The 15492-nt window shown below is 68.5% G+C and carries 13 protein-coding genes and 1 pseudogene; 2 read left to right on the top strand and 12 right to left on the bottom strand.

The annotated features are described in order from the left end of the window. Positions 1 to 12: 12 nt before the first annotated feature. On the bottom strand, positions 13 to 438 hold the full coding sequence (locus tag ACFHW1_RS24810) for an Imm1 family immunity protein (protein ID WP_416616220.1): 426 nt from the start codon (positions 436 to 438) through the stop codon (positions 13 to 15). Then, a complete protein-coding gene (locus ACFHW1_RS24805; protein ID WP_416551056.1) occupies positions 429 to 1184 on the bottom strand; it encodes a DddA-like double-stranded DNA deaminase toxin in 756 nt (251 codons plus the stop codon). The genes ACFHW1_RS24810 and ACFHW1_RS24805 overlap by 10 nt, the downstream gene beginning before the upstream one ends. A gap of 622 nt (positions 1185 to 1806) precedes the next feature. Here ACFHW1_RS24805 and ACFHW1_RS24800 point away from each other — a divergent pair. After that, positions 1807 to 2601 (top strand): helix-turn-helix domain-containing protein, encoded by a 795-nt coding sequence (locus tag ACFHW1_RS24800; protein WP_416616218.1) that lies wholly within the window; start codon positions 1807 to 1809, stop codon positions 2599 to 2601. Beyond that, a complete protein-coding gene (locus tag ACFHW1_RS24795; protein WP_416551108.1) occupies positions 2550 to 3074 on the top strand; it encodes an integrase core domain-containing protein in 525 nt (174 codons plus the stop codon). The genes ACFHW1_RS24800 and ACFHW1_RS24795 overlap by 52 nt, the downstream gene beginning before the upstream one ends. On the opposite strand, the pseudogene ltrA reads toward ACFHW1_RS24795, so the two are convergent. From ltrA to ACFHW1_RS24745, 10 genes and pseudogenes are all read right to left on the bottom strand, one after another. Beyond that, positions 2974 to 4269, bottom strand: a pseudogene (gene ltrA / locus ACFHW1_RS24790) (group II intron reverse transcriptase/maturase); the annotation flags it as partial. The gene ACFHW1_RS24795 and the pseudogene ltrA overlap by 101 nt on opposite strands. Before the next feature lie 350 nt (positions 4270 to 4619). Next, entirely contained in the window at positions 4620 to 5318 is a 699-nt protein-coding gene (locus tag ACFHW1_RS24785) for an IS110 family transposase (RefSeq protein WP_416551058.1), read from the bottom strand. Between the two features lie 383 nt (positions 5319 to 5701). After that, positions 5702 to 6463: a GntR family transcriptional regulator gene (locus tag ACFHW1_RS24780; RefSeq protein WP_416551059.1), complete on the bottom strand. Its 762-nt coding sequence runs from the start codon at positions 6461 to 6463 to the stop codon at positions 5702 to 5704. A 120-nt stretch (positions 6464 to 6583) separates the two neighbouring features. After that, positions 6584 to 7597 (bottom strand): hydroxyacid dehydrogenase, encoded by a 1014-nt coding sequence (locus ACFHW1_RS24775; protein WP_416551060.1) that lies wholly within the window; start codon positions 7595 to 7597, stop codon positions 6584 to 6586. Continuing rightward, positions 7594 to 8634: an Ldh family oxidoreductase gene (locus ACFHW1_RS24770; protein ID WP_416551061.1), complete on the bottom strand. Its 1041-nt coding sequence runs from the start codon at positions 8632 to 8634 to the stop codon at positions 7594 to 7596. The genes ACFHW1_RS24775 and ACFHW1_RS24770 overlap by 4 nt, the downstream gene beginning before the upstream one ends. Positions 8635 to 8697: 63 nt before the next feature. Then, positions 8698 to 9474 (bottom strand): fumarylacetoacetate hydrolase family protein, encoded by a 777-nt coding sequence (locus ACFHW1_RS24765; RefSeq protein ID WP_416551062.1) that lies wholly within the window; start codon positions 9472 to 9474, stop codon positions 8698 to 8700. After that, entirely contained in the window at positions 9471 to 11285 is a 1815-nt protein-coding gene (locus ACFHW1_RS24760) for a thiamine pyrophosphate-binding protein (RefSeq protein ID WP_416551063.1), read from the bottom strand. The genes ACFHW1_RS24765 and ACFHW1_RS24760 overlap by 4 nt, the downstream gene beginning before the upstream one ends. Further along, entirely contained in the window at positions 11282 to 12805 is a 1524-nt protein-coding gene (locus tag ACFHW1_RS24755) for a tripartite tricarboxylate transporter permease (protein ID WP_416551064.1), read from the bottom strand. Before ACFHW1_RS24755 ends, ACFHW1_RS24760 begins: the two co-directional genes overlap by 4 nt. 2 nt (positions 12806 to 12807) lie before the next feature. Next, complete coding sequence (locus ACFHW1_RS24750) at positions 12808 to 13515, bottom strand: tripartite tricarboxylate transporter TctB family protein (protein WP_416616216.1); 708 nt, start codon at positions 13513 to 13515, stop codon at positions 12808 to 12810. After that, positions 13515 to 15491 carry an aconitate hydratase gene (locus tag ACFHW1_RS24745; RefSeq protein ID WP_416551068.1) on the bottom strand — a complete coding sequence of 659 codons (1977 nt, stop codon included), beginning with the start codon at positions 15489 to 15491 and terminating at the stop codon, positions 13515 to 13517. Before ACFHW1_RS24745 ends, ACFHW1_RS24750 begins: the two co-directional genes overlap by 1 nt. Between the last annotated feature and the right edge of the window lies 1 nt (position 15492).

Raw genomic sequence — 15492 nt, 5'->3', positions numbered from 1 at the left:
CCTGAGCCGCCGCTAGCCGACCTCGGGAGCCAGCGGGACGGCGGCGGATGGTCCGCCGGTGGCAATGAACTCGGCCAGCCACTGGCGGACCTCGCTCAGCGGAATCTCAGCGCTGGCGGGGACGACGTGTTCGTTTCCCATGTAGTCGTAGACGGCATCGCCGCTGCGGCTAGGGTCCCCGATCGAATAGAAGCCACCGTTGTGGTCAGTGTATGAGATGAATCCTCGGCCGCGACCGATCCCTGCTTCGATTATGGGGAGACCATCTGCGCCTAGCAGGTTTGCCTGAACGACTGAGGGGATCTGGCGATCCGTCGTGGCGGTCAGGATGTGCTCGATCAAATTGTCGAGGCCGGTCAGGTCGTCGACGATGATTGCCGGGTCGCCGGTGCCGAAGTCGTTCTCGGGGACCTGGTCGAACCAGACTTCTAGCGCCACCACGGGCGGGCACCCCCTGTGTAGGTCTTGCGGAAGTTTGGACCGTGCACGGTGATGGAGCTGCCTTCCGGGAGTAGGATCGGAAGCATTCCATCGCAGCCGAGCCGGCCTCTGCAAGGCACGTTGTTGAGGACGATATCGAGGTGGCGGATGCCGCGATCTCGCATCTGCATGGCAACCTTCATCTCGATGTCTCCGGTGCGCTGCGGAAGTCTGGGGATGCCCTCGTCGCGTAGGTGCCTGTCCACCCGATCCTGGTCGTCATCCTTGCCGCTGATGGCGTGCCGGACAACCCCTGTGTCCGGGTCGATCCATCGCCCATGTGTCTTTTGCCCGGTCCCTGGTTCGACCGCACCCGGGAGGTCGCTCCTTAACCGCTCGACTTGATCGGGAAGCAGACGTCCGCCGGCTGCTATGGACGAGGTGGCGTCGTAGGGGCCAGACCTGTCCGAAGGGGCTGCTGTCGGCTCGCCGATGATTCTACGGGTGTAGTCGAGCAGGTCTCGACCTGCGGCTGAGGTGAGTTCGGCAGCCTCTTGCAGGCGTTGGACAGCCGCTGCGGCGGCAGCGACGGCCTGGCTGGCGGCTGGATGGCTCGCCCCGCGGGTCAGTTCGCTGAGTTGCCCTTGCTGCTGGTGGATGGCTGTTCCGGCAGCTGCGAGAGCCTTGACGATGCGGGCAAGCCCTGACCGGGTTGCGTCTAGCGATCGAGCGATATCTCCTGCCGACGTGATGCCAACCTCCATTCGGAGCGGTCGAAGCTCCAGTAAACATGAAACCGGAACACATTTGGGGCGCTGCCTGATATCGTTCGATCCGGATACCTCGATGGTACGGTATCGTGTGCTTGTTTTGAGGCATAGAGGGACCCTGATGGCTTATTCGGCCGTGTACCCGTCTCCTTTGGCGGGTCAGTAGGGTCGTTTGGTCATGTCGATGCAACCGAGGCCGTGGCCAGACGTTCCGGAGCAGACCGCGCGGATGGCGCGGGCGGCGTTCCGGAACGGGAACCTCGCGACGCGGATCCGTGACGAACTCGGCCAGGTGTACGACGACGCCCGGTTCTCGGCGGCGTTCGGGGTCCGGGGACGGCCGGGGATCTCCCCGGCACAGTTGATGACCGCCAGTGCGTTGCAGTTCTCGGAGAACCTGACCGACTGTCAGGCCGCCGACGCGGTCCGGGACCGGGTCATGGCCTGGCATGTTGAAGATCGGCGCGGATCACGGAGAAGGCCGGACCGCACATGCAGTGAGACATCTCCGCCAGCGTTGCGATGATCATCGTTGTAAGGCGGTGCGGCTGCTGTATCTGTTCATGATCCGGGTGTTCGGTGGGCTGGGACTACTGGCCCGCACGGCGACACCGCATTGCTGGCCGAGGTGCTCGCACTGCGGCACGAGGTCGCCATCCTGCGCCGGCAGATTCGGGGCCGCCCGTGTCTGTCGTGGCCGGACCGGGCGATCCTGGCCGGACTGGCACAACTCCTACCCCGGCCGATTCGCCTCCATCGGTTGGTGACTCCGGCGACGCTGCTGGACTGGCACCGCCGGCTCGTTCGCCGGCGCTGGACACAGCCTCGCAGGAAGGGCCGGCCACCGGTCGGCGACGAGTTCCGCGAACTGGTGATGGAGATGGCACGCGACAATCCGCGTTGGGGCTTCCGGCGGATCCAGGGCGAACTCGCACGGCTGGGTCACCAGATCGCGTTCGCCACCGTCCGGCGGATCCTGCCCCGCCACCGGGTCGACCCTGCGCCACGAGCCAGCGACACCAGTTGGCGAGCCTTCCTCCGCAACCAGGCCAAGAGCCTGCTGGCCATCGGCTTCTTCCACGTCGACACGATCGGGCTGCGACGCCTGTACCTCCTGGTGATCATGGAGGTCGCCACCCGCCGGGCCCACCTACTCGGCGTCACCGCCCACCCCACCCAGCAGTGGACCGCCCCGGCCGCCCGCAACGTCGTCGCTCACCACCGCGAACGGACCGACCGGTTCCGGTTCCTGATCCGTGACCGCGACTCCAAGTACACGGCCGCGTTCGACGAGGTCTTCACCAGCGAAGGCATCCGGGTGATCAAGACGCGCCGCGGACGCCCCGCGCGAACTGTTTCATCGAGCGCTTCGGCCGCAGCCTCCGACAGGAGTGCCTCGACCACGTTCTGATCTACAACGAACGCCACGCGGGAGCCGTGGTCGGCGAGTACCTCGAACACTTCAATGATCACAGACCGCATCAGGGCCGCCAGCAGCTGCCGCCCAACGGACTTCTGCTGACATCCGTTAGTCGCGGTAGGGACCGCCCTCACGGACGGCCCCCCGCACAGATCCCCGCATGCGGAACTACCGCACGGGGCTCCTGCCTCAGGTCCTGGCAGCGAAGCGCACTGCCGGGAACGGATGCATCACGCGGACCTTCGGTATCCATCGAGTCGCGATACGGCCCATCCGCACCCAGGTCAGCCGCGTGCGCTGGCTACGCCGCCGCAACGCCGCATACCACTGCCGGGTCACCTGGTACCGGAAGGTCGATACCGCATCGATGTTGCCGGGCACGGCGTAGTAGGCCGCGTGGCCTCGCACCACACTGGCCACCCACCGCCCCTGCTCCGGGATGGACTGATGCCGGCGGCGCTTGATCTGGTCGTTGACCTCTCGAAGCTTCGCCCGCGCCCGTTTCGAGACCGTGATACGACGCAGCCAGAACCGCCCTGACCTGGACTTCGCACAAATGTGCGTGAAGCCCAGGAAGTCGAACGTCTCCGGCTTACCCAGCCCCCGCTTGCGTCGACGCTCGGCGGCGTGCCGCCCGAACTCGACCAGCCGGGTCTTGTCCGGATGCAGTTCCAGCCCGAACCGCGCGAACCGCTCGCGCAGCTCGTCCCGGAACCGCCGCGCATCCCGCTCGTGCTCGAACCCGACGATGAAGTCGTCCGCCCACCGCACAATGATCACATCACCCTGCGCGTGGCGGCGTCTCCACCAGTCGGCCCACACGTCGAGGACGTGATGCAGGTACACGTTGGCGAGCAGTGGCGAAGCCGATGCCCCCTGCGGCGATCCCTGCTCCGTCGCCGACCATTCCCCGTCCTCGACAACCCCTGCAGCCAGCCACTTGTCAACCAGCCGCAGGACCCGCCTATCCGCGATCCGGTGCTCCAGGAACCCCCGCAGCCAGGACCGATCAAGCTGGCCGAAGAAGTCGCGGATATCCGCATCGAGCACCCAGTTCACCCGCTTCCGTTCGATCCCCACCGCGAGCGCGTCCAACGCATCACGCGGACCACGTCCCGGCCGGAACCCATACGAGAAGCCCCGGAAGTCCACCTCGTAGACAGCGTTCAGCACCTCGACGACGGCCCGCTGGACAATCTTGTCCTCCAGCGAGGCAATCCCAAGCGGCCGAAGCCGCCCGTCCGCCTTCGGAATGTAGACCCGCCTACTCGGCTTGGCCCGGTAATGCCCCGACTGCACCCGCCCATGCAGGTCCAGGAGGTTGGCCTCCAGATCCTGCCCATAGTCGGCCCACGTCACCCCGTCCACCCCCGGCGCGGCCCCCGGACGGATCGCCCAGTAGGCCCTCCGGAGTCGACCGAGGCTGACGTGGTGCAGCAGCGCGGTGAACCGCGCATCCTTATCCCGCCGTGCTACCTCACGCACACGACCCAGCGCACTGGACGCATCGGTTCCGGCACTGAGTCCGGGACGCGTTTTGCCGGCCGTGTTCCCCTTGGCTCGTCCCCTTTCCTCCCCCACCTCCGCAGCCACCTCCGTGGCCTTGTTCGGCAGGATCGCAGGTACTACGGGACGATCCGACTGCCCATGCCCGTTCATCTCAGGCGTACCGCCTCAGCGTTCCCTGAACGGCCCGTCCAGTGATCAACTGGATGGGCGGACACGGGCCCTCCCGGTTCTCGCACATGGAGGTTCCATACATGCCCTGGTTCTCTGACCCCGCGGGGCCCACCGAGGGCTCGCGAAAACGCCCCCAGCAGTGTTGCCTTCCACCTCTGTGACAGCGTCGGCACCCCGATCCCGAAATTTCGAGGCTCAATAGCCTGGCCTGCACGTACCCCTGTCAACGCTTCACCAACGCCCTCACAGACGTCAGCGCATGACTCGGGGCCGCCGTGGGTCGCTACCCCTTCGGCGTAGAGCTCTTCCATCTCCTCCTCCATGCCGGTTTATCCCGGCGCACCACAGAAATCCGGACAGGCTCCCTCCACCAGAGCGTCGTGTCTGCGACGTAGCCGCCCGTGTGCCAGCGAGGCGAGGACCTGAGGGTCACGTTCACCGGCGATCAACGCCTCGACCATGTCCCGCGTCGAGAGCGTCTTCAACGTCGACGCCACCGACGACACCTTGATCAGGGCGTCCTCGAGGAGTTTCTCCAGCCTCGACCAGTAGCGGGTCCGGTCCCGGACCAGGTCCACCCGCATCCGGGTGTAGTCCCGCAACGCCCGGATCGCCGCCGGCGGCACGAACGACGGCCGCAACAGGCCCTTCTCCGTCAGCTTGGCCAGCCACACCGCGTCGAGTTTGTCGGTCTTCGGCCGTCCGGGCACGTTACGGACGTCCCGGGCGTTGACCAGCTGCACGTCCAGACCCGCCGCCTCGAACAGGTAGAACCAGATCCGCCAGTAGTCCGACGTGCTCTCCACGGTGACCTTCTCCACCCCCGCCGCGACCAGTTCGGCGGCGAGGTCACCCACCGCGTTCGTGGTCGCCGCGACCTTCCACACCCGGCTCACCCGCCGCCCGCTCCCGGACGGCAGCCGGGTACACACCATCCCGGACTCCTTCGCCACATCGACGGCACACACCCGCCGCCAGACCTGTTCACTGTCGGCGTCCGGGATCTCCTCGACCGGCCTGCCACCCATCCCCTTGTTCCCTTTCGTGCAACCATGATCGACCAGTGGGTAGGCCGCCCGGGGGCCTCGGTCGGGAACCGAAAATCTGACCGGCGTGCTCGAAGCGACAATGCGTGACCCGTGAGGTCCGTGGCCCCGGCGCCAGACTTGCACACAGCCTCATGAGACCAAGATCGTTCGGCGTCGGCGGGCGACCTACCCACCATTTTCACGCCTGCGCGGCGTCCTCCCCAAGGGGACCGGGTGAGTTGCACGTCCCCGTGCCACCGATCTGGTCGCACAACACGGCGATCACGCGACCACTGTCGGCCATACCCATGACGATAGGCAGCAGGTCCCCGATCATCCGCTCGTGACGCAGACCCGACGGGGCATACAACGCCTCGGTCGCCTCACACGACGGTGGTTGCCTCGCTAGCCTGGGCAAGCACCCCGGCCGGCTCGACAACGTCGATCCCCAGGTGGACGAGGAGCGGGTCTGCCCAGGTCGTCGGCACCTGCTCGCCGCTGACCTCGGCCACCTGCCGCATCAGCAGGGTTCCGGTGCGGACGATGTGTCCACCCATCCGAGCGGCCGCCGCTGCCGGGTCCCCGGCGGCAAGCGCGTCGAGGATCGGCGCGTGCTCGCGTTCGATCTCCGCCAGGTCCCGGGAGCGGTGCACGGTTGACGCGCCCCGCGCCTGAGTGGCGTCCCGCAGTGCGGCGACGCCGGCCGAGAGCCGCCGGTTGCCCAGCACTGAACTGATCGCGTCGTGCAGCGCCCGGTCATGCTTCATGAACCGGGCTTCGTCGTTGCCCCGCGCCGCCTCGTGCATCGCCGCGAGCTGCTCCCGGAGGGCTGCCTGGAGTTCCTCGCCGCCGTACACCGCCGCGTACGACGCCGCCGGAACCTCCATGATCAGACGGAGTTCGAAGACCTCCCGGATGTCGTCGACCGTGACGCCACGGATCCGGATGCCCCGGTTGCGCTCGACCCGGACCATGCCCGTGTCGGCCAGCCGCAGGACCGCTTCGCGGACCGGGGTACGGGAGACTCCGTAGGCGTCGGCGAGCTTGTAGACGGAGTGCAGCGATCCCGCCTTCAGTTCACCAGAGATGATCGACTCCCGCAGCATCGCGTGTACGCGATCCGTGGTGTTGACCCGATCAGCCATCACGTTCCCCCCCCGGGATGAGGAGATCCCAGCGTCATCGTCTCTCCACTCGGCGTACCATCCTGGTGGGAGAATCCCCACGAGAAAGATACCGACCCGGCCTCCGCGGCATTGCATCGGCTAAGCCCCGCCCGGGCCGATTTCGGCCTCGTTGACCGCGCCCGCCGCGCCCGCACCCCCCAGAACGTCGACGATTCGGCGGACCGCCAGGTCTCCCTGTCGTCGGGTGGCGTCCCGGGTCCGCCCGGCCCGGTGTGGCGACAGGACCACGTTCGGCAACGCGAAGAGAGGATCGTCATCCGGCGGCGGTTCCGCGGCAAAGACGTCGATACCGGCGCCGGCCAGACGCCCCGACGCGAGTGCCTCGTGGAGCGCCACCTCGTCAACCACACCACCGCGCGAGACGTCGACCAGCACCGATCCCTCCCGCATGACGGCGAACTGCGCCGGGCCGAGCAGGTTGCGGGTGCCCGCCGACCGCGGCACGTGCAGGGAGACCACGTCACTGCGGCTCAGCAGGTCGGGCAGGCCGAGGGCCGCCTCGGCGCCCCGCTCGGTGATCCAGCTCGCCGGCCGGGTCGGGTGGTAGGCGAGCACCTCCATACCGAAACCGTGCCGGGCCGTACGGGCGACCTCGACTCCGATGTGGCCCAGGCCGACGATCCCCCACCGCTTCCCAGAGAGTTCGCCACCGGGATCCTGTTCCCGGTCGGCGAACCGTCCCTCGCGTACGGCCCGGTCCCACCGCGGGATCTGCCGTAGCACCGCCAGCGCCAGGGCGAAGGTCAGCTCGGTCACTGATCGGGCGTTGGATCCGGCGGTGTTGAAGACCGGCACCCGAGCGGCACTGGCCGCCGCAACGTCCACATTATCCAATCCTACGCCGACCCGGCAGATAACCCGGAGCCGTCGGGCCCGGCGCAGCAGCGCCGCGTCCAGCTTCTCGGTCCGGATGAGCAACCCATCCACGCCCTCGATCACGTCGGCGAGCCGCTCGGCCGCCGATCCGAAGCCGAACCGGAGATCGGCCCGGCCGGCTAGCCAGGTCAGGGCCGTCTCGTCGATCGGCTGGGTGACGAAGACGGCTGGCCGGCCGGCGGGCGAAGGCGGCCGCGGAGTCGGCTGCTGCGTCATCGGGACAGACCGAGGTCGTCGAGCAGGCCGAATAGGCCCTGCCAGGTGGCGTCGTCGATCTCGATGCCCGACTCGCGGCGCCGCGCAGCGGTCCGGAGCTCCAACTCGCCCGGGTAGAGCACCTCGTCGAATCCCTCGGCGACCGGCGTCTGCTTGAGGTAGTCGATGAAGTCGGCGACGGAGCGCTGGAAGTCCGCCAGGTCCCGCAGGCGGGCGACGTCGAAGACGGCGATGAAGATCCCGTCGTTGTGCCGGCCCTTCGGGTCGATGCCGAACCCGAGTCCGGTCAGCAGACCGCAGAACATCTCCACTACGAAGGAGAGGCCGTAGCCCTTGTGCGCCTGGTCTCCGCCGAGCGGAAGCACGGTGCCGCCGTCGTAGTAGTCGTTCGGATCGGTGGTCGGCTTGCCGTCCTTGTCGAGGATCCAGCCGGTCGGGATCTGGTCACCCCGGCTGCGGGCCACGTGCAACTTGCCGATCGCGACCGCCGACGTCGCCATGTCCAGCAGAACCGGACCGTCGCCATCGCTGTTAGGCGCGGCGAAGCAGATCGGGTTGGTACCGAGCCGAGAGGTCCGTCCGCCAAAGGGCGCCACCGACTTCGGCCCGAGACCGGAGTCGGCCATCATCATGGCGATCATGCCCTCCTCGGCCGCCATCGTGGCGTAGCCGCCGAGCCGGCCGACGTGGCTCTGATGGTGAACGGTCGCCATCGCGACGCCGCTCTCGCGGGCCTTGCCGATCGTCTCCCGCATCGCCCGCTCGGTGACCACGAACCCGAAACCCCAGTTGCCGTTGATCACGGCCGACGTCGGGATCTCCCGCTCGATCTCGTACCTCGCGCCAGGAACGATGTGTCCCTTGTCGATCGCCGCCGCGTACGCCATGGTCCGGATGACCCCGTGCGAGTCGTGGCCGACCAGGTTCGCCTCCACCTGGTGCCGGGCGACCGTCGCCGCCTCCTGCGGCGTTGCCCCCTTGGCCTGGTAGATCTTCTCAAGGACGTCGCGTAGTTCCTGCTCGCTAAAGGTTGGCATTGTCGTCTCCTTCTCGGACTGGCTGCGCAATCGGGCGGTCCGGGTGGCCACCCCGGGCGGCGGTCACGGCCGAGGGGAGGCGACGACGTGGTGGCGCAGCACGCCGACCCCACCGACCTCGATCTCTACCTCATCGCCGGGCACCAGCGCACCGGTGCCACCAGGCGAACCGGTCAGCAGGACGTCCCCGGGCAAAAGGGTCGTGAACTGCGAGATGTAGCTGACCAAGAACCGGACGCCGAACGTCATCTGGGTCGTCGACCCCTCCTGACGCAGGTCCCCGTTGACCCGGCACCGCACGTCGACACCGGTGTCGATGTCAATGTCGGTCCCGATCCAGGGGCCGATCGGGCAGAACGTGTCGAAACCCTTACCCCGGGTCGGGTGCGGGTCGGCGCGCTGCAGGTCCCGGGCGCTTACGTCGTTGGCGCAGGTATAGCCGAGGACATGATCAAGGGCGTCGGCCTCCGACACGAAACGGGCGGCCCGGCCGATCACGACGGCCAACTCCGCCTCGTGCTCGACGTGGGTGCTCATCGTCCGGGGCGGCAGTACCACCGCGTCGCCGGGACCGACCAGGGTGGTCGGCGGCTTCATGAAGATCGACGGCACACCTTCATTGGTGAACCCCATCTCGGCCCGGTGCGCCTCGTAGTTCTTGCCGAGGCAGAGCAGCTTTGACGGGGTGACCGGGGCGAGCAGTTGCGCCGCCGCGACCGCGACGACCTCACCGGTTTCCCGGTACTCCCGGTACGGGTCGGTGTCGATGTAGTGCAGGTTGTCGTCGCGGACGATGCCCCAGGCCGGACCGTCGGCACCACGTACGCGGGCGAATCTCATGCCTCTTCCTCTCGTGTCGCCGTCGCCGCCGCTCGTACGGCGCCGAGCCGGGTGTCCGGGGTCGACTGGTCGGCATCGGTGACCAACTCGATCAGAGCTGCCCGCCCGGCCTCGCGCGCCCTGCGCAGCGCGGCGGGGAAGTCCTCGGTCCGCCGCACCTGCTCGGCGTGCGCGCCGAACGACTCGGCGAAGGCCACGAAGTCCGGGTTTCGGAGTTCGGTGCCGATCACCCGGCCGGGGTAACGCTTCTCCTGATGCAACCTGATCGTGCCGAACTGGTTGTTGTTGGCAACTATGACGATGACCCGCAGGTCGTACTGCATGGCCGTGGCCAGCTCCTGGCCGGTCATCATCAGGCAGCCGTCACCGGCGAAGGCGACCACGGTCCGGTCCGGAAAGACGATCTTCGCGGCGAGGGCGGCGGGCAGGCCGTACCCCATGGCACCGCTGGTCGGACCGAGCTGGGTCGGATGCTCGGTGAACTCGTAGAAACGGTGACACCAGGCTGTGTAGTTGCCGGCGCCGTTGGTGATGACGGTGTCCCCCGGCACAGTCCGGCTCAGGTGCGCGACCACCTGCGCCAGATCGACGGCGAGCGCCGACGGGCCGGGGGTCGAGCGCTCCAGGTGGGCGGCGCGGGCCTCCTCGCGCCAGGCCGCCCACGGTGGCGACCATGTCGTACGCGGTGGTCGCAGCGCGGCGAGCCGCGCGCTGAACTCACGCGGACCGGAGTTGATCGCCAGGTCCGGCTGGTAGACCCGCCCCAGCTCCTCCGGGCTGGCGTGCACGTGGATCAGCCGCTGCCGCGACCGTGGCGCCTCGACCAGCGAGTAACCCGCTGTCGTCATGTCGCCGAGCCGCGCGCCGACCACGACCAACAGGTCCGCCTCACTGATCCGGCGGCCGAGTTCCTGGCCGGCACCGGGGCCGAGGCTGCCGACGTAGCACTCCGAGCGGTGGTCGACGAGATCCTGTCGGCGAAACGAGGTCGCCGCCGGAATGTCCCACTCCCGCGCGAACCGGGTTACCTGGCCGGCCGCCGCCTCGTTCCAGCCGCCGCCGCCGACCACCAGCAGCGGGCGGCGCGCCGCGACGAGGGCATCGGTCAGGCTGGCCAGGTCCGAGCTGGCCGGGTTCGCCTGGACCCGCTGGTAGCGGCGCGCGTCCGGCACCCGGACCAGCGCCGAGAGGACGTTCTCCGGCAGCGCCACGACGACCGGGCCGGGCCGGCCCGAGGTCGCAGTCACGAAGGCCCGGTGCACGATCTCGGGCAGCCGACCGGGATCGTCGACCTGGGTGGCCCACTTCGCCAGGCCGGAGAAGACCTGCCGGTAGTCAAGCTCCTGGAACGCCTCCCGACCGATGTGCCCCAAGCTGACCTGGCCGACGAAGAGGATCATCGGTGTGGAGTCCTGCTGCGCGGTGTGCACCGCGATGCTGGCGTTGGTGGCTCCCGGCCCCCGGGTCACGAAGCAGATGCCCGGCTCGCCGGTGAGCTTGCCGTACGCCTCCGCCATTGTCGCCGCACCACCCTCGTGGCGGCCGACGTAGAGCGAGATGGCGTCACCGGCGTCGTAGATCGCGTTGGTGGCGGCGAGGTAGCTCTCGCCGGGTACGCAGAAGACGGTGTCGACACCGTGGAGCAGCAACTGATCGACGAGCACCTGCCCACCGGTCCGCTCCCCTGAGGCGACGGCCCCGGAGTTCTCCTCGGCGATGTTCATGTGCGTTCGTTCCTTCCCGTTGAGCGGTCCGGTCACGAGTCCGTCGAGCGATCCGGTCACGGCCCCGTGCGGGTGTGATCCGGTCACGCCTCGACCCTGCTGTGCTGGCGAGCCCGGACGGTACGTACGGCCCGCTGGGTGAGCGGCAGCGTGGCGACGGCGAGGGCGAGCAGCATGATGACCCGGGAGGTCGGGGACCCGACGAAGATCGTCCAGTCACCCCGGGATGCGGTGAGTCCTCTGCCCCACTGCTCCTCCATCAACGGACCGAGCACCAATCCCAGGACGGCCGGTGCCAGCGGGAAGTCGCAGATCCGCAATACCAGCCCGACCATGGCGAATATGATCATCAATTTGAGATCGGTGGCGTTGCGGGCGAGGCTGAAGACGCCGACGGTGGAGACGACCAGGATCATCGGGTAGAGCAGTGCGGTCGGCACGCTCAGCAGCCGGACCCAGAGTCCGATCAGTGGGATGTTGAGGACGATCAGCATCAGGTTGCCGACGAGCATGCTGGCGATGACGGCCCAGACGAAGTCGGGGTTGTCGCGCAGCAGCAGCGGTCCGGTCTTGACCCCGAAGCCCTGCAACGCGCCGAGCATCACCGCCGTCGCCGCTGACCCCGGGATACCGAGCGCGAGCAACGGAACCAGGGAGCCGCCGGCCGCCGCGTTGTTCGCCGCCTCCGGACCGGCGAGCCCCTCGATCATTCCCTTGCCCCGGCCGAACATCTCCGGGGTCTTGCTGATGTTGCGCTCCACGCCGTACGACAGGTAAGAGGCGACCGTGGCGCCAGCACCGGGAAGCGAACCGACGGCGAAGCCGAGCGTGGCTCCCCGCAGCCACGGTCCGACGCAGCGGCGCCACTCCTGCGCCGTCATCAACAACTTGCCGACAAGCGCCCGGCCCCGGGATTTACCGGAGCGGCGGACCGCGCCGAGGACGAAGAGCACCTCGACGACGGCGAAGATCCCGATCGTGACGAGTTCGAAGTCGATGCCGTTGTAGATGGCGAGGACCCCATACGTGAACCGGTTGGTCCCGCTGACCGCGTGGATGCCGATCGTGCCGATCGCCAGGCCGAGCAGCGCGGAGAAGGCGGCCTTGAGCGGCCGGCCACCGAGCATGCTCGTCGTGGCCAGGGCGAGTACGGCAAACGCGAAGTACTCCGCTGGCCCGAAGGTGAGCGCCACCCGGGCCAGCGGTTCGGCAACCAGCGCCAAACCGAAGGTGGCGAGGATGCCGGCGACGAACGACCCCATGGCGGCGGCGAGCAACGCCGCCCCGGCCCGACCAGAGAGCGTCATCCGATAGCCGTCGAGGACCGTGACCACGGAGGAGGACTCCCCCGGGGTACTGAGCAGGATCGAAGTCGTCGCGCCGCCGTACATGGCGCCGTAGAAGATTCCGGCGAACATGATGATTGCACCGGTTGGATCGCCGAGGGCGAAGACGACGGGCAGCAGCAGGGCCATCGTGACCGACGGGCCGAGGCCCGGCAGCACGCCGACAGCCATCCCGATGGCGGCGCCGATCAGCGCGTAGAGCAGGTACTCCGGCTGCAGGACCGTGCCGAAGGCGGCGAAGAGGTTCCCGAAGGCGTCCATGATCAGATCAATCCGGTGAGGATGCCGGCGGGCAGCTGGACCCCGAGCAGCTCGGTGAAGATCAGGTGCACCGCGCCAGCGAAGAACACCGCGACGATGACGTTACGCGGCCACTTCTTCGGGGTCAGGTAGGTGGAAAGGCCGGCGAGGAAGAGCGCCGTCGAGACGAGGAAACCGAGCGTCGAGAAGAGCATGATGTAGGCGACCAGGGCTGCGACGGTGGCCCAGGCGTCCCGCCAGGAGGTGATCCGGTCCGTTTCGTCGTCCACGTCGTCGGCCACCTCCGTTCCGGCGGCGCGGGCCCGGCGGTCTCGATGAATCTTCAGGAGTTCGGTTCCTGCGATGGCCACCGTCACGATCACCATCAGTACGCCGAGCAGCGTTGGAAATCCCCGTGGCGAGACGATCAGGGTCCGGGCCGGCAGGGTGATCGTCATCGCCTGCCAGAGGTAGATCACCGAGAACGCAGGCAGGACACCAATCAGGCAGGCCCGCCGGATGATCGCCGCCACCGGCCCCAACGGCGGCAGCTTCTCGCCCGACGAGGTGTCCTTCAGCTGGTCGGCCGGGGCCGGGTCAGCCGGGGCCGGGTCAGCCGGGGCCGGGTCAGCCGACGGACCGGTCACCGGCGCCAGATTCCGCCCCGGCACCGAGACCTGCGTCGGCGTCGTTCCGCCATCAGCGGCCTTAAGTTCGGGTTCTCCCCGCATCAGCTTTCCTCTGAGGTCTGTGGCTGGCTGGCCGTACGCACCACGTCGAGCAGACTGCCCGCGAGAACCATGGCGACCTGCTCGCCGTCGAGTCGATGCGTGGTCAGGAACGTGGTGGCGCGGGTGAGATTCTGGACCGTGATCGGTCCGCCCTCGGCGAGTGCCCGCCGGGGTTGGTCGAGGGCGAGCAGGTCACCCTCGGTGATGCCGTCGTGGTCACCGGCATCAACGAACTCGAGGGCGAGCACCCCGAAGTTCGCCAGGTTCCGCCAGTAGATCCGCGAGTAGCTCTTGGCGATCGTGACTCGTAGGCCGAGGTAGCGTGGCGCGAGGACGGCGTGCTCCCGCGAGGAGCCCTGCCCGAAGTTCTCCCCGGCGACGACGAGGTGCCCGCCGGCGGCGGCCCTGGCCCGGCCGACGTAACCGGGGTCGATCCGCTGGTAGGTGAATTCGGCGGTGGCCGGGATGTCGGAACGCAGCGGCAGCACCCGCTGACCGCCGGGGAGGATCTCGTCGGTGGAGACATCGTCGCCGAGTTTGAGCAGTACCAGCCCTTCAAAGGACTCCGGCAGGCCGGTGAAGACGGGCAGGGACTTGATGTTCGGCCCCTTCGTCAGCGATTCCCGTACCCCGCCGGGCGGCGGCGGCCGCAGGAGAACCTGGTCGTTGACGACGTAGCGCCCGGCGGGTGGTTCGACGTACCGGGGACAGTCGATACCGAGCAGATCGGGCAGTTCCCTCGGGTCGGTGATCCGCCCGATCAACGCCGAGGCGGTCGCCGTCTCCGGTGAAACCAGGTGGACCAGGTCGTCGCGGGTGCCGGAACGTCCCGCGAAGTTGCGGGGGGTGGTCCGCAGCGAGGGCAACCCGGAGGCCGGCGCCTGACCCATCCCGACGCAACCGTTGCAGCCGGCCTGGTGCAGCCGGGCGCCAGCCTGCAACAGCGGCGCCAGCAGACCCTCGCCGACGAGGGTCTGCAACGTCTGCCGGCTGGCCGGGTTGATGTCGAAGCTCACCCCGGCGGCGACCTGCCGGTCGCGGACCAGCAGCGCCGGCACGGCCAGGTCACGCAGCCCGGGATTCGCCGACGAGCCGAGGTACGCCTGCCCGATCGGCGCCCCGGCGACCTGGGCCACCGCGACCACGTTGCCGGGACTGGGCGGGAGGGCGATCAGCGGTTCGAGCTGGTCGAGCGCGATCCGCTCGTACGCGTCGTAGCCGGCGTCCGGATCGGCGCGCAGTTCGGTGTGGTCGGCCCCGCGTCCCTCCTGCTCCAGGAACCGGCGGACCTCCTCATCGGCGGGGAACACGCTGGTGACCGCGCCGAGCTCGGTGCCCATGTTCGCGATGACGTGCCGGTCCATGGCGGTGAGGGCGGTCAGGCCGGGGCCGTGATATTCGATCACCCGGCCTGCTGCGCCTGCCACACCGTGCCGGCGCAGCAGCTCCAGGATCACGTCCTTGGCGGAGACCCATTCCGGCAGCGCTCCGGTCAGCTCGACGCCCCAGACCTCGGGCATCCGCAGCGGCAAGGGTCGACCGGCGATCGCCAGCGCGACCTCGAGGCCGCCGACCCCGATCGCGAGCATGCCGAGGCTTCCCGCGGCGGGCGTGTGTGAGTCGGCGCCGACCAGGGTCCGGCCGGGTACGCCGAAGCGCTGCATGTGGACGGCGTGGCTGATCCCGTTCCCGGCCGGGGAGTACCAGAGACCGAAGTGCCGACAGGCGGACCGGAGAAACCGGTGGTCGTCGGCGCTGCGCTCGTCAATCTGCAGCAGATTGTGGTCGACGTAGACGGCTGAGAGCTCGGTTCGCGGGGCGACCAGCCCCATCGCCTCCAGCTCCAACATGACGGTGACCCCGGTCGTGTCGGGGCAGAGGGTCTGGTCGATGCGGAGCGTGATCAGGCTGCCCGGAATGGGCTCACCCGTCACGAGGTGGCCGGCGATCAGCTTCTGGGTCAGGTTCAGGCCCACT

Origin of the sequence: Micromonospora sp. LOL_014 (assembly GCF_048060245.1) — a bacterium.
Taxonomy (GTDB): Bacteria; Actinomycetota; Actinomycetes; order Mycobacteriales; family Micromonosporaceae; genus Micromonospora_E.
This window is presented reverse-complemented; position numbering and strand designations above follow the sequence as displayed.

Coding starts and splice junctions, on each gene's coding strand:
- ACFHW1_RS24805 (WP_416551056.1), bottom strand. CDS start 1,184: ATGGAGGTTGGCATCACGTCGGCAGGAGATATCGCTCGATCGCTAGAC.
- ACFHW1_RS24785 (WP_416551058.1), bottom strand. CDS start 5,318: ATGGGTGGCAGGCCGGTCGAGGAGATCCCGGACGCCGACAGTGAACAG.
- ACFHW1_RS24780 (WP_416551059.1), bottom strand. CDS start 6,463: ATGGCTGATCGGGTCAACACCACGGATCGCGTACACGCGATGCTGCGG.
- ACFHW1_RS24775 (WP_416551060.1), bottom strand. CDS start 7,597: ATGACGCAGCAGCCGACTCCGCGGCCGCCTTCGCCCGCCGGCCGGCCA.
- ACFHW1_RS24770 (WP_416551061.1), bottom strand. CDS start 8,634: ATGCCAACCTTTAGCGAGCAGGAACTACGCGACGTCCTTGAGAAGATC.
- ACFHW1_RS24765 (WP_416551062.1), bottom strand. CDS start 9,474: ATGAGATTCGCCCGCGTACGTGGTGCCGACGGTCCGGCCTGGGGCATC.
- ACFHW1_RS24755 (WP_416551064.1), bottom strand. CDS start 12,805: ATGGACGCCTTCGGGAACCTCTTCGCCGCCTTCGGCACGGTCCTGCAG.
- ACFHW1_RS24750 (WP_416616216.1), bottom strand. CDS start 13,515: ATGCGGGGAGAACCCGAACTTAAGGCCGCTGATGGCGGAACGACGCCG.